Raw genomic sequence first — 13249 nt, forward strand, 5'->3', positions numbered from 1 at the left:
CACACAGGTCCACGGGAGGAGCTGCGTGCAGGGCACTGCTTGCCGAAGGTCTCGCTGGCCTGACCGCGATGCGGTCCTGCCTCCGGGCGCCGGCTCAGACGAGCTGAGCAGTATGTCGACGGTCCGGCGAAGAGCTACTCCCCTTCTGCTCGCGCCATAGTACGCGAGTCCGCAGCGTCACCCGCCAGGGTCTTTCTTCCTCTGAACAGCCGCAGAATTGCCCCATACACCCCATTTATTCAACTCCCGTGAGTGACAGGGCTCATGACGGGCCCCCAGAACCCTTGATGTGACGTGCGCATGACGCAACCCTGTTACCTGGCGCCCACCCTACGGAAACCGGCGGACGCCAGCATGGCCGAGCCGTACGGCTCGATCCCCCCACGACAAGGGAGTCCTCATGACCGGCGTCTACGCGCGTCACCCCTCCCCGTCCACCCGCCGCCGTCTCACCGCACTCGCCGCGCTGACCGCTTCCGTCGCCGCCGTCTCCGTGCTGACCGGCCCGCCCGCCCAGGCCTCGCCCCCCGACCCGATCGCCGTCTCCACCGCACGCACCTACCTCTCCGAACTCACCGTCGAGGCCGAAGGGTCGATGGACGGTTACAGCCGGGACCGGTTCCCGCACTGGATCACCCAGCACGACAACTGCAACACCCGCGAGGTCGTCCTCGAACGCGACGGCACCGACGTCGAGCAGGACTCAAGCTGCGCCGCGACCTCCGGCAAGTGGTACTCCGAGTACGACGGGGAGACCTGGACGGACACCTCGGACGTGGACATCGACCACATCGTTCCGCTTGCCGAGGCCTGGCGTTCCGGCGCCAGCAGCTGGACCGACGACCAGCGCCAGGAGCTGGCCAACGATCTGACCCGGCCGCAGTTGATCGCCGTCACCGACAACGTCAACCAGGCCAAGGGCGACAAGGACCCGGCGAAGTGGATGCCGCCGCGGACCGAGTACCACTGCCTCTACGCGCGAGAGTATGTGCAGGTCAAGCACTACTACAAGCTGTCGGTGGACGACGACGAGAAGAACGCGCTGCAGGAGATCCTGCAGGGCTGCTGACCGGCTGACGCCCGAGCCCGACCGCCCCCAGGGCCCGCCCCAACTCCCGCCACCCCCACCGCACTCCGTCCCGCACGGCGTGAACACCCTTCCCCACAAGGGTGGGTAGGGGTGGTGGGAGTACGGGTGACCGGCGGACGGGACGAGTGGATGGTGTCGAAGGGCCCCGAGCAGCGGCGAACCGGGCAGCGCAGCGGGCCGCGGGCCAACGCGGCCGGTGCTGACAGCGGTACCGATACCGGCGATGGCATCGGACCGGTGGAGCTGCGGCTCGGGCCCCTGCTGCGGTATGTCGACGAGCGGGCGGCCACCGTGTGGGGGGAGACCATCCGCGCCTGCCAGGCCGAGGTACGCCCCGCGAACCAACCGGACACAGACCAGCAGGGCTCGGAGGAAACCGACGAGCTGGCAGGAGTCGGTGGCACGTCGCACACCTTCCGTGTCGCGGGGCATCACTACGCCCTGGTCACCGTCGAGGGCCTGGCGCCCGGCCCCGAGACGGCGCACGAGGTGCTGCTCGACGGGGAGCGGGTCTGGCAGCCGGCCGATGGGCGCTTCCCGCCGTCGGTGATCCGCACTCCGGCGGCCGATGACGGCGGGGGCGGGGAGCGCGGGTTACGGGTGGCGTTCGGGTCGTGCCGCTGGGCGGCGCCGCCCGCGGGCGAGAAGGACCCCGTGAGTCCGGACGCGCTCGGCACCCTGGCCGGGCATCTGGCCGGCGCCCCACCACCGAGCGGCCCGATGTGCTGCTCCTGCCGAGGCCCTCCGCGACGATCCGCTGCTCGTCCGGATCCGGGCCGCCGGGGACAGAACTGACGAAGACCGGAACGGACGGGGACGGAACTGCCGTGCTGTGGGCCTTCGTTGAGACCGCGGACGCCGATCCGGCCACCGCCCGCTGGAGCTACCGGCGGGACTTCGGCCGGGTGCGGCTACTGAAGCCCGCCTTCCGCTCCACCCTCACCACGGGTCGGTAACTACCAAGCCCCGCAAGGGACATGACGACCCGTCCGCTCAGCACGGCGCGCCCTCCGCCCTCTTCCCCCGGGTCCGCCTTGCCTCTGTTGAAGGTGCTCACGAATTGGCGAATGTTGAACTTGCAAGCACAGTTAGGTCAACCTAATCTGTCCCCTCACTCGGTACCCGTCCCTTTAACTCAAGGAGTCCCCCACATGTTCGGACGCCTCAACAGCGCCCAGCCCTACGCAGTCGGCCTGTTCCGCATGGTCACCGGGCTGCTCTTCGCCTGCCACGGCGTGGCCTCGCTGTTCGGGATACTCGGCCGCCCGGAGGCCGCGACCGGATCCTGGCCCGGCTGGTATGCGGCGGTGATCCAACTAGTGGGCGGCGGCCTGGTGTTCATCGGTCTCGGCACCCGCGGCGCCGCCTTCATCTCCTCCGGCTCCATGGCGTACGCGTACTTCAACGTCCACCAGTCGGGCGGTCTGTGGCCGATGGAGAACGGGGGCGAGCCGGCCGCCATGTACTGCTGGATGCTGCTGCTGCTCGTGTTCACGGGCTCCGGGGCGCTGGGCCTGGACCGCTTCATCGCCGCGCGCGGCCGGAGCGAGGCGGCGGTCGCCGAGGAACCGTCCCCGGCCGCGACCTGACCCTCACCGGCCCCCCCGTAACGCCTACGGAGGGCGGGCCGACCCGCAAGGCACGCTGGAGAAACGAACACGGCCCGGGCACAGCAGCCGTCGAGCACACATCCCGGGACACTCTAGGACGGGCCTCCGCCCCCAACAGCCGTCGCGTTCCAGCCACTTGCACTCACGGCCGCGCGGACTCGGTCTCCAGGCCGCACCGGATGCGGTGAAACGGGATGTGACGGACACCGGAGGCCCCGGTCAACACCGGGCGCCACACCCGGCGTACGCTGTATGGCTGTCATCAGGCCGCACCCTGCCGCTCTCCGGCGACATCGCGGCTGCCGAGCCGATCGGGGAGTTCGGGTGCTGGAGAGTCTGGGCGTGCTGACGAGCAGCCCATGGGTCTACGCCGTGATCGCCGCCTCGGTGCTCTTCGACGTGTTCCTGCCGGTCCTGCCCAGCGGTGTACTCGTCATCACCGCGGCCACCGCAGCCGCCGCCGGAACCGGAGCGGCGGCTGCCGGTTCAGGGGTGGCGAGCGGCGCGATGCCGCACAACGTGCCCGACATCCTGACCCTGATCCTCTCCGCCGCCACCGCCTCCGTCCTCGGAGACTTCGTCGCCTACCGGATCGGCCTGCGCGGTGGCGAGCGGCTGGCCCGCACCATCGCCCGCTCCCGCCGTCTCACCACCGCCCAGGAACGGCTCGGCGGCGCGCTCTCCCGTGGCGGCGGCATCCTCGTGGTGATCGCCCGCTTCGCGCCCGCCGGCCGTTCCATCGTGTCGCTCGGCGCAGGCGTGGCCCGCCGCCGGGTACGCGAGTTCCTGCCCTGGTCCGCCCTCGCGGGGGTGACCTGGGCCGGATACAGCGTGGGCCTCGGCTACTTCGGCGGCCGGTGGCTCGGCGCGACCTGGCTCGGCACCGGAGTCTCCGTACTCGCGCTCTTCGCGGCGGGCTCGGGCGCGGCCTACCTGGTCCGCCGCAGCCCCGGCGCCACCGCTTCCACGGCCTGACGCCGGGGCGCCCTCACCGGCTCGCCACCGCAGCCTCCGCGCCCGCTTCCTCGGCCGGGCGGCGGGCGGCGCCCCGTATCTCCAGGCTGTCGAGCAGCTCGGCGGTCGCACGGGCCACCTCTTCGACGGCTCGGTCGAACACCTCACGGTTGTGCGCGGCCGGGGCCCGGAAACCGGACACCTTGCGTACGTACTGGAGGGCGGCGGCCCGGATCTCTTCCTCGGTCGCCTCCTCGGGGAGGGCGGGTGGGCGGAGCGTCTTGATACTTCGGCACATACCCCAAGTGTCCACCGCGCCACTGACAACCGCCCCCTCCCCGGCCTGCCGCCGACGCCTGCCGTCAACGTAGCGCCGCGAACTTCACCCCTCCGAAACCTCCGGGCCCCCGAAGGCGCTCGCATCTCAAAATCGAACAGACGTATCATTGCCGGGTGGCTGCGACTCATGATTTCCCGAGCGATCTCCTCGCCGGCCAGGAGGAGCTGCACCAGGTACGGGCCGAGATCCTGGCCCTGCTCAAGCGGCTCCCCTGGTCGGTGGAACCCCTCGACGGCTTCAGCGACACCCACGGCTGGCGCCCCGTGGAACGCCCCGCCTCCCCCGGCTGGACCGATGACCAACAGGCCGAGGTCGAGAAGCTCCGCGCCCGCGAACGCGAGCTCGCCGTCTTCGTGACCTGCCACCGCTACTGGACCAAGGTCGAAGCCACCGACACCGTGGACGCCCGCATGGCCCTGAAACACACCCCCACCCCACCCACCGCCCCGGAGACCTCATGAACCCACCGTCGGGCACCTGACTCCGTCGGGCGACGGGCTGCTCAGCCAGGCCCCACCACCTGGGTCAGATCTCGTCCGCGTCCACCACACCGAGCTCCCTGCGCATAACGCGACGGAGTTCGGCCACGGTCGAGTCGAAAGCGTCGCCAAAGTCCCGGTACTCAGGGCTCCCGGCGAGGTTCCCCGCGAGCAGGCAGTCCCTCGTGCCGCGCAGCACCAGAAACGCCGTCCGCGCCGCCTCGACGACCTGCCGGGGCGCGAGAATCGCCAGCCGATAGCGAAGCTCATACCCCCCAGATGCCAGGAACAGCGCGCGCTCTCCTCCCGTGAGTCGGGGTGCGTGCTGTCCTGCGCGTACTCCGACAGCGCGGTCCGCATCCGGGACAGGGCGGCCGGGTAGTCGGCATACAGCTACTGCCGGGCTTCGACCGCTCGGGCGTCGCGCTCTCGACGCCATCTGATCCGCTCGGTGAGCGTCGTCGACCCGACCCCGATCACCACTCCGAGCAATGTACTGACCTGCGACATCCACTCCATGAACTGCCAGGCTAGAGAGGCCAGTTCAGCTCCATGACCACTTCCCCGAGGCCGACCCCCCGGTTCGTGGGCGTCGGTGAACGTCGGATCACAGGTCCGGCGTCTATTCCTCAACGGCCCTGCGCGGTCGCGCCAAAACTTTCGCTGCACGCAGGTCCGCTGCACGCTTCAGCTCTATATCGACCCGCAGTTCCGCAGGAGTCGGCCACGGTGCCCGCCGGTGGATCATCCGGTGACAGTTTGCGCAAATGAGCGCGAGATCACTGAGCTTGGTCTGCCCCTCCCCCGCCACATGGAGCGGAAGAACGTGGTGGCACTCGATATATCCGGCCCCTCGATCCCCGTAAACGCCTTCGAAGTCAAAGGTGCACACTTCGCAGGCGAGCCGCTCACCACGCCGAAGAACCGAAGCGATCTTCTTTTTGCGCAAGCTCTGGTTCCGCTCTCGCGCCTGGTGGCGGCGCATCAGAAGTCGGCCTTCTGGAGCGCTGTAGTCATCGCTGAACTCTTCATCAGTCGGTACCAGCGCCTGAAAGTCGCCATCGGCAATCCCCTGCCGGATGAGCCGGGCAACATCGGCCATCTGCCCTGGCCGGGCCAGGAATTCGTGGAGCACCGCGCCATCAAGGGCTCCGCCGTTGGTCTGCTTGCCCTGATACTCCGGGTGGCGAGTGGCGATATCGAACGTCTTACGGGCCACACCATTTGGATTACGGAACTTATCGTTACGCTCCAGCTCGGCATGAATAGGGAGCAACTGAAGCAGCTCCGATAATTCCACTACCTGAGCATCCCTGGCGTCCAGGCCCTTCCAGCCATTCCGCATCACCAGCTCGCAAGCGAGGATGATCTCGTCCCGGGTCCAATCCGGATTCTTGACCGCCCTGACCTGGAATCCTGCCCGCTTGAGCCAGGCCACGGCGTGATCGCGGCCGCCACTGAACTCCTGCGACTCCAGCGCTCGCCCGTATCCCCATTTGTGTGCCACTCCGGCGACCGCCTTGGAGTCGTACTCCCGGCCTTCGTGCACCAGCAGGTACGACCGCGCGGCCCCGAATCCGTACTTCCCCAGGAAGGCTTCACGGCCCAACTCATCGTGTTCTGCCAGGGCCTTGAGCACGGACTGCCGTGAGATCGCACCTCTTTGCATGACGTGAAGGGTACGACCGGCCACCGACAGCGCCCCCTCCGCAGCCCCACCCACCCCAAACCAAAACCCCCAGTCGGCATCGGCTGGGGGTTTGGGGCTGGTGGGCGCGGACGGGTTCGAACCGCCGACATCTGCCTTGTAAGGGCAGCGCTCTACCGCTGAGCTACGCGCCCGGGGGATGGGCGACAGCCTACCCTGACGGTGGGCGGGTGCGGCAAACCGGTTGTAGGGGGGTTATCCCCCTGGTGGAGATGGTGGGTAGCCGGGTCGTGCGGGGGTGGGTGGGGCCGTAGCTTCGGGCAGGTCCGGTGGTCCAGGTGCAGGGGGAGTGTGTGATGACCGTCCGAGTTGTTGCTCTCGGCGTGCGGGTGTGCGGGTTGGTGGCGGTGGCTGCCTTGGTCTGCGGGTGCGGGGTGGAGGCTTCGGAGGACAAGGATCCGGATCAGCGGTCGTTCGCGTTGTCCGGGCGGACGCTCACGGTCGATTCGGACGACTCGCGGCTGGAGCTGGTGCCGTCGACATCGGACCGGGTGCGGGTGACCCAATGGTTCAAGGGGCGTGTGGTGGTGGGTGGTTCGCCGGAGGCGAGCTGGTCGGTGCGGGGGAACACGCTGCGGCTGCGGGTGAAGTGCCGTGGTTTTATGGCCGATTGCGCGACGCGGCACCGGGTGGAGGTGCCGAGCGGTGTGGCGGTGACGGTGCGGGACGGGGACGGTCCGGTCTCCGCGCGCGGCTTCCGTTCCGCTCTGGACGTTGAGTCCGGGGATGGGGCGATCAAGGTGGAGGACTCCAGCGGGCCGCTGACCCTGCGGACCTCCGACGGCTCGGTGCGGGCCTCGGGGATCCGGTCGGCCTCGGTGCGGGTGTCCACGGGTGACGGTTCGGTGCGGCTGTCGCTGGTGTCCGTACCGGATCGGGTGGAGGCCCGTACCGGGGACGGTTCGGCTCGGGTGGCGCTGCCGCGGGCGGACGGGGCGGGGGCCGAGGTGGGGTATCGGGTGCGGACGTCCACCGGTGACGGTTCCGTCGATGTGGGGGTGCGGCGGGACGATCGCAGCAGGCACCGGGTGGACGTCAGGACCGGTGACGGCAGGATCACGGTGCGGAACGCGAACTGACCGACCCGTGTGTTCGTCTTGTACGGGTGGGACAATGGCACCCGGGCAAGTGACCACAGCACGGGAGAGGGAAGTGACGGCGACATTTCCGCAGCCGCACGCGCCGCGAGGGCCGAACGGGCTGCGCACCCGTCGTCGTGATCTTCCCCGTCCGGCCGATGGGCAGGTCAGTACCGCGCGGGCCGCGGCCCGCGATGTGCTGACGCTGGCGCTGCTGCCGCTTCCGCTGCTGGTGGCGGTGGTGCCGGCGGCCTTCGCCTCCGGGGGGACCCGGCGGTGGTTCGGGGGCCGGGCGGAGAGCCAGCGGGCGGAAGCCCAGTCGGCCAAGGACGATGCCGCCGCCGCCTTCTACGACCTGGACACCGCGCAGCGTGATCTGCGGATCTCGATAGAGACGATCGCCGCGGTGGACGACTCTCCGGCCGCCCGCCGGGTCGGCGCGGACTTCGCCGAGCTGGGGCGGCGTATCGACGAGGTCAGCCACCGGTACATCACCGCGGTCGACGCCCATGATCTGGACCGCGACGACCTGGAGGCGTCCGCGGCGGCCCGGGCCCGTACCGAGTTGACGCAGGCCAAGGACGAGCTGATCCGGACCAAGCAGGATCTGGACCGTTTCGCGCAGAGTCTGGCTCCGCTGCTGGGGAAGGCGGAGACGCAGTTGGCGCGGGTCGCGCCGGCGGTGGAGCGGGCCCGGCAGGCGTTGCTCGCGGCGAGCAACGCGCTGGACGGAGTGCGCGCCTCCGGTCTGCGCGCGGATGATCTCGCCACGCGGCTGGCGGCCCTCGGCCCGGAGCTGACCCGGCTGAACGAGGGCGCCGGGCAGCACGGGGTGACGGAGACCCTGGACCGTGCCGGGCGGGTCTCCCGCGAGGCCGAGGCGGTGCGGGTGGACGCGGAGCGGCTGCCCGCGCAGGCCGCGGAGATCGATCACCGGCTGGTGTCGATGCGGACCAGGGCGCAGGCGCTGACGACGCGGGCGGGGCAGGTCGAGCCGGTGCTGAGCGAGCTGCGGCGGAGGTTCGCGGCGGCCTGCTGGCAGGACCTCCAGCAGGTGCCGGAGCTGGCCGCGGAGAACGTACGGCAGGCGGAGGCGAAGCTGAAGGAGGCGCGGGCGGCACGGGAGCAGCAGCGGTGGCCGGACGCGACCTCGCTGCTGTCCACCACCCGCGCCCTGCTGAACACCACGGACGACGCGGTGTCCGCGGCGGGCGACCGGCTGCGGCAGTTGAACGCGGTGTCGAAGGATCCGCAGCAGGAGATCGAGCGGACACGGTTCGCCATCCGGGATGCGCAGCGGCTGGCGATGGCGGGGCGGCAGACGCCGGATCCCCGTCATGCGCGGCCGCTGGACGAGTCGGTGGGCCGTCTCGACCGTGCCGTGGCCGGTCTTGAGGGCCGGCATCCGGACTACTGGCACTTTCTGACGGAGACCGACGCGGTGCGCCGGACCGTGGCGGATGTGGTGGCCCGGATACGCGAGGAGCGCGGCGCCCGCGCCTGACCTGGCCTCGGCCGCCGGCTCCGCCGCGGGGCTCCCCGGTGTCGGTGGCGGCGGATACGGTGGGGCCATGCCTCGTTACGAGTACCGGTGCCGCACCTGCGGTGACACTTTTGAACTGAGCCGCCCGATGGCGGAGTCCTCGGCGCCTGCCGACTGTCCTGCGGGGCATGACGACACGGTGAAGCTGCTGTCCACGGTGGCGGTGGGCGGCTCCGCCGCCTCGCAGGCCGCCCCGGCGGGCGGCGGCGGTGGTGGCTGCTGCGGGGGCGGTTGCTGCGGCTGAGCCCTGAGTTCCGGGGGCCGTCGGGTCAGATGCGGCGGGCGAGGGTGAGGCCGTCGGCGATGGGGAGCATCACGGATTCGACCCGGTCGTCGTTGCGGACGCGGTCGTTGAAGGTGTCGATGGCGGCGGCCGCGGTGCCCGCTTCGGGGTCGGTGACGCCGCCGTGCAGGAAGACGTTGTCGACCACGAGGAGGCCGCCGGGGCTCATCCGGGGCACCAACTCCTCCCAGTAGGCGAGGTAGTTCTCCTTGTCGGCGTCCACGAAGGCCAGGTCGACGGTCGGGGTGCCGGGCAGGCTGCGGAGGGTGTCCAGGGCGGGGGCGAGTCTCAGCTCGATACGGTCGGCGACACCGGCCTCGGCCCAGGCCTCCCGTGCGTGCCCGGTCCACTCCTCGGAGATGTCGCAGGTGAGCAGGGTGCCGTCGGGCGGCAGCGCCTGGGCCATGGAGAGGGCGGACAGGCCGGTGAAGGTGCCGACCTCCACGATGTGGCGGGCGCCGGTCAGCCGGACCAGAAAGGCCAGCAACGGGCCCTGTTCCTCGGCGACTTGCTTGCCCGCGACGAGCGGCAGCCGGGTGCGGGTGGTCTCGACCAGCATCCGCTGCACCGGGTCGAGCGGCGGATTGTGCCCGAGCATGTAGTGGTACAGCTCTTCGGTGAGCGGTGTTCCATTGCCTCTGGCCATCGGTTCCCCTTCACAGCGGTACGGCGGCCCGGTCCGCGGCGGACGGCGCCGGGGTGTCCACGGTACCGAGGCACACGCCACGCCGTTATACGGACGGCGCCTCCGCCGGAACCGCGGCCTCCGTGGCCGCGGTGAAGGCGCGCAGGATGGACTCGCCCGCCGCGACGCCGGTGCGGGGGACGACGGTCAGGTGGGGGGCGGTCCAGCCGGCGTCGGCGAGTTCGCCGTGGGCGGGGCGCCAGGCGCGGTCGGCGGCGGTGAGCAGGTCCGCGTCGAGCAGTGAGTCGCCGGCCGCCAACGTCCGTACCGCGCCGGCGCGTTGGGCTACTTCACGCAGGGCGGCGCTCTTGGTGAGCGGTTGCGGTACGGCGTAGATCTTGCGGCCCTGGAGGGAGACGGTCCAGCCGCGTTCGGCGGCCCAGCCGGTGAGGTCGCGCACCCAGCCCTCGGGCAGTCGGGCCCGGTCCACCACCAGGTAGGCGAAGAGGTCCTCGGCGACCCGTTCCTTGAGCAGCCACTCCTGGTCGGCGGTGGCGGTCAGCCGGGCGCGGATCTCGGCGAGCGGGGCGGAGCGTTCCGCGATCCGCCGGTGCACGGTGCGCTGCCAGTCGGGGTCGGTGGTGCCGTCGACGAGGAGGTGCCCGCCGTTGGCGCAGATCGCGTACCGGGGTGCGGGCCCGGGCAGGTGGACGCGCCGGTACTGCTCGGGGGTGCGGGTGGTGGCGGGGACGAAGAGGGCGGTGCGGTGCAGTCCGGCGAGGAGGGCGGCGGCGTGCTCGGTGAGGTAGGAGAGGGGGGCGCCGCCGTAGGTCTCCACACAGAGCAGGCGGGGTGCCTCGTGGTCGGGCATCCGCAGGTCGAGGGCGGCGGCCGAGTAGATCAGGGTGCGGTCGAGGTCGCTGGCGACCAGGGTGGCGGGGGCGGCGGTCACCGGGTCACCGCCTTGCCGTCGGCGCCGGTGGCACCGCGGGTGTACCGGGGATGGATGAGCCCGACGCTGCTGTACGGCAGGGCGTCGACCTCCTCCACGGGGACGCCGCGCTGCCGGGCGAGGAGCCGTACATGGGCGAGGTCCTCCCCGGCGCCGGTGCGGGCGAGGATCTTCCAGGGGACGCGGCGCAGCAGGACCCGGGTGGTCTCGCCGACGCCGGGCTTGACCAGGTTCACATCGTGGATGCCGTAGCTCTCGCTGATGCGTTCCACGGCGGCCCAGCCCTCCCAGGTGGGGGCGCGGTCCTGGGCGAGGAGTTCCTTGACGTGGCGTTCGACGGCGGGTGCGACCTGGTCGAAGTGGGCGGTGACGGCGTCCAGGAAGTCCGCGGAGACGTCCGCCGCGGCGAGTTCGCGGTAGAACTTCGCGCCGTGGAAGTCCCGCGGTCCGACCAGGTCGGCGCGGAGCACGGTGCGGGAGACGAGGCCGGAGACGGTGGAGTTGAGGCAGGCCGAGGGGATGAGGAAGTCCTCCCGGGTGCCGTAGGTGCGGACGCAGGAGCCCGGGTCGGCGAGGACGGCGATCTCCGGGTCGAAGGCGGCACCTTCGGTGCGGCGGAAGTCGTCGAGGGCGTCGGCGAGTTCGCGGGTGATGGCGCCCTTGCCGGTCCAGCCGTCGATGAAGACCACGTCGGCCGGGTCGTGGTGGGCGGCGAGCCAGCGCAGTGCGTTGGTGTCGATGCCGCGGCCGCGGACGATGGAGACGGTGTAGTGCGCCAGGTCGAGGCCGTGCCGGTGGCGGGCCCAGCGGCGCATCAGCACGCCGACGGGCGTACCGGCGCGGGCCAGGGACACCAGGACGGGGCGGGGGCCGCGTTCGGCGAGGACGGTGTCGGTGACGGTGCCGACTGCCTGCGCGATCCGGGCGGCGGAGGCGTCCAGCGCGCTGCGGAAGAGCTGTTGGTACTCCTCGCTGGGCTGGTACTCCACCGGCAGCGACTCGGCGTAGTGGGCGCCGCCGCTCTGGATGGCCTCCTCGCGTTCCTCGGTGGGCGCTTCGAGGCGGGCGTCGGAGAGGTCCTGGAGCAGCCAGCCGACGTCCTCGGCCGGGTACGAGGAGAAGGCGGGGCCGCGCAGCGGCTCGGGCAGCATGGGGGGCCGTGCTTTCTGGTGCGGGTGGTGCGCCGCGGGCCGCGGGCCGGGCACGTAGGAGGGGATGACGGCGAGCAGTACGCGCGGGGTGTGCCGGGCGAGCTGGTCGAGGAGGCCGTCGTGGGCGTGCAGTGCGGGGGTGTCGGCGGCCGAGTCGACCACGGCGACGACGGTGTCGAAGCCGGCGCCGGCCACGTTGTAGGCGTAGCGGTCGCCGGGGCCGTCGCCGGGGTCGTCGTGGGCGGGGAAGACGAGGCGGCTGCGGATGGCGTAGCCGGGGTCGTCCACGGCGAGTACGGGTGAGCGGGTGGTGGTGGAGAAGTACACGTCGGCGCCGCCGAGTTGCTCCAGCGCCTCGGCGAGCCGCAGCGGCGTGTACATCAGCTCTTCGAAGCCGAGAACGAGGATGCGGGGGCGCGCGGGGGCGGGGGCTTCGGCGGGGGTGCCGTCGGGGGTGTGGAGGGCGGTGGCGAGGGCGGTTGCCATCCGGGGCAGGGCGGCTTCGAGGATGTGCCGGTGGTGCGGGGCGAAGCCGTGCCGTCCGCCGTCGGGCAGACCCTGCGGCCAGGGCAGCCGGACCCGCTCGGCCGGCGCGGTGGTACCGGTGCGGGGCTCGGGCGGTTGCGGGCCGGCGGCCTCGTACTCGGCGACCAGGGCCTGGCCGCGGCTGAGGACGTCCTCGGGGAGGGTGACGGTGCCGCGGGCGCCGGTGATCAGATCGACGCGGGCGCCGATCTCCCGTGCGAAGCCGGTGAGCCGGCCGCGGTCCCCGGCGGAGCGCATATCGACCAGGGCCACGATGACGTACCGCTCGCGGGGGAAGGCGCGGTGCAGGGCGCGGATGGTGTTGAGGACGGTGTTGCCGGTGGAGAACTCGTCGTCGACCAGGACCAACGGGCCGTCCCCGGCGAGGAGTTCGGGGTCCTCGGGGAGCAGCAGATGGGAGGTGGCGTGCGAGTGCGACTCCTCGAATCCGCCCGCGCGTGCCACCTCCGGTACGGGGCGGCGGGTCGAGTGGAGGTAGCGGGCGAGCCCCATACCGTCGGCGACGCAGTGGCCGAGTCCGGTGGCGGTCTCCGCGTAGCCGAGGACGACGGCGCGGGCGGTGTCGTCCTCGCCGAGGAGTTCGCGGACGCGCAGGCCGAGCCGGTGACCGTGGCCGCGGACCACCGAGGGGGTCTGCGGCACATGCTTGCCGAGGACATGGGAGACCAGCAGATGGGCCCGCTTGGGGTTGCGCCGCAGCGCCAGGCCGAGCAGTCCGCGCAGCTCCTCGGTGCGGGCGGCCGCCGCTGCCGGATCCGCGGCCGGCCCGGTCCCGTCCGCGCCGGGTGCGGCGGCCAGTTCGACACCGAGCCGCCGGGCCACCCAACTCCCGGACCACACTGCCTTCTCCACTGTCCTCGTCCTCTGATTCCGCTGTACGTATGCGTCG

At 71.4% G+C, this 13249-nt stretch carries 12 protein-coding genes, 1 tRNA gene and 1 pseudogene; 8 read left to right on the forward strand and 6 right to left on the reverse strand.

Going from position 1 to position 13249, the window contains the following annotated elements:
- The first annotated feature begins 400 nt into the window (after positions 1–400).
- The 4 genes and pseudogenes from ACFVST_RS09960 (at position 401) to ACFVST_RS09975 (ending at position 3675) form a co-directional block, all read left to right on the forward strand.
- A complete protein-coding gene (locus tag ACFVST_RS09960) occupies positions 401–1069 on the forward strand; it encodes an HNH endonuclease family protein (protein WP_390148691.1) in 669 nt (222 codons plus the stop codon).
- A 249-nt stretch (positions 1070–1318) separates the two neighbouring features.
- Positions 1319–2007, forward strand: a pseudogene (locus ACFVST_RS09965) (hypothetical protein); the annotation flags it as partial.
- A gap of 234 nt (positions 2008–2241) precedes the next feature.
- The gene (locus tag ACFVST_RS09970; protein ID WP_390148693.1) at positions 2242–2679 is read left to right on the forward strand and encodes a DoxX family protein; all 438 of its coding nucleotides are present in this window, start codon (positions 2242–2244) and stop codon (positions 2677–2679) included.
- 345 nt (positions 2680–3024) lie between these two features.
- Positions 3025–3675, forward strand: coding sequence for a DedA family protein (locus ACFVST_RS09975; protein ID WP_390148695.1), 651 nt, complete (start codon positions 3025–3027; stop codon positions 3673–3675).
- Positions 3676–3688: 13 nt separating this feature from the next.
- Here the strand turns inward: ACFVST_RS09975 and ACFVST_RS09980 are convergent, their stop codons facing one another.
- Positions 3689–3952, reverse strand: coding sequence for a DUF2277 domain-containing protein (locus ACFVST_RS09980; protein ID WP_390148697.1), 264 nt, complete (start codon positions 3950–3952; stop codon positions 3689–3691).
- 155 nt (positions 3953–4107) lie between these two features.
- Here ACFVST_RS09980 and ACFVST_RS09985 point away from each other — a divergent pair, with 155 nt between their 5' ends.
- Complete coding sequence (locus ACFVST_RS09985; protein WP_390148698.1) at positions 4108–4455, forward strand: hypothetical protein; 348 nt, start codon at positions 4108–4110, stop codon at positions 4453–4455.
- Between the two features lie 640 nt (positions 4456–5095).
- Here ACFVST_RS09985 and ACFVST_RS09990 read toward each other — a convergent pair.
- Positions 5096–6142: an HNH endonuclease gene (locus ACFVST_RS09990; protein WP_390148700.1), complete on the reverse strand. Its 1047-nt coding sequence runs from the start codon at positions 6140–6142 to the stop codon at positions 5096–5098.
- Between the two features lie 98 nt (positions 6143–6240).
- Positions 6241–6315 (reverse strand) — tRNA-Val (locus ACFVST_RS09995).
- Positions 6316–6477: 162 nt separating this feature from the next.
- Between ACFVST_RS09995 and ACFVST_RS10000 the strand changes: the two genes are divergently transcribed.
- The 3 genes from ACFVST_RS10000 (at position 6478) to ACFVST_RS10010 (ending at position 9047) form a co-directional block, all read left to right on the forward strand.
- Positions 6478–7260: a DUF4097 family beta strand repeat-containing protein gene (locus ACFVST_RS10000; RefSeq protein ID WP_390148702.1), complete on the forward strand. Its 783-nt coding sequence runs from the start codon at positions 6478–6480 to the stop codon at positions 7258–7260.
- Positions 7261–7333: 73 nt separating this feature from the next.
- Positions 7334–8764, forward strand: coding sequence for a hypothetical protein (locus ACFVST_RS10005; protein WP_390148704.1), 1431 nt, complete (start codon positions 7334–7336; stop codon positions 8762–8764).
- 67 nt (positions 8765–8831) lie between these two features.
- Positions 8832–9047, forward strand: a complete 216-nt coding sequence (locus tag ACFVST_RS10010) for a zinc ribbon domain-containing protein (protein ID WP_390148706.1) — start codon at positions 8832–8834, stop codon at positions 9045–9047.
- A 25-nt stretch (positions 9048–9072) separates the two neighbouring features.
- Here the strand turns inward: ACFVST_RS10010 and ACFVST_RS10015 are convergent, their stop codons facing one another.
- The 3 genes from ACFVST_RS10015 to ACFVST_RS10025 all read right to left on the reverse strand — a co-directional run bounded on the left by ACFVST_RS10015 (position 9073) and on the right by ACFVST_RS10025 (position 13212).
- On the reverse strand, positions 9073–9732 hold the full coding sequence (locus ACFVST_RS10015; RefSeq protein WP_390148707.1) for an O-methyltransferase: 660 nt from the start codon (positions 9730–9732) through the stop codon (positions 9073–9075).
- An 85-nt stretch (positions 9733–9817) separates the two neighbouring features.
- Positions 9818–10663 carry an HAD family hydrolase gene (locus ACFVST_RS10020; protein ID WP_390148709.1) on the reverse strand — a complete coding sequence of 282 codons (846 nt, stop codon included), beginning with the start codon at positions 10661–10663 and terminating at the stop codon, positions 9818–9820.
- Positions 10660–13212: a phosphoribosyltransferase gene (locus tag ACFVST_RS10025; RefSeq protein ID WP_390148711.1), complete on the reverse strand. Its 2553-nt coding sequence runs from the start codon at positions 13210–13212 to the stop codon at positions 10660–10662. The genes ACFVST_RS10020 and ACFVST_RS10025 overlap by 4 nt, the downstream gene beginning before the upstream one ends.
- Positions 13213–13249: the final 37 nt, after the last annotated feature.

The organism is Streptomyces sp. NPDC058045 (assembly GCF_042885635.1).
Classification (GTDB): domain Bacteria; phylum Actinomycetota; class Actinomycetes; order Streptomycetales; family Streptomycetaceae; genus Streptomyces.

Coding starts and splice junctions, on each gene's coding strand:
- ACFVST_RS09990 (WP_390148700.1), bottom strand. CDS start 6,142: ATGCAAAGAGGTGCGATCTCACGGCAGTCCGTGCTCAAGGCCCTGGCA.
- ACFVST_RS09970 (WP_390148693.1), top strand. CDS start 2,242: ATGTTCGGACGCCTCAACAGCGCCCAGCCCTACGCAGTCGGCCTGTTC.
- ACFVST_RS10010 (WP_390148706.1), top strand. CDS start 8,832: ATGCCTCGTTACGAGTACCGGTGCCGCACCTGCGGTGACACTTTTGAA.
- ACFVST_RS09980 (WP_390148697.1), bottom strand. CDS start 3,952: ATGTGCCGAAGTATCAAGACGCTCCGCCCACCCGCCCTCCCCGAGGAG.
- ACFVST_RS10015 (WP_390148707.1), bottom strand. CDS start 9,732: ATGGCCAGAGGCAATGGAACACCGCTCACCGAAGAGCTGTACCACTAC.
- ACFVST_RS09960 (WP_390148691.1), top strand. CDS start 401: ATGACCGGCGTCTACGCGCGTCACCCCTCCCCGTCCACCCGCCGCCGT.
- ACFVST_RS10000 (WP_390148702.1), top strand. CDS start 6,478: ATGACCGTCCGAGTTGTTGCTCTCGGCGTGCGGGTGTGCGGGTTGGTG.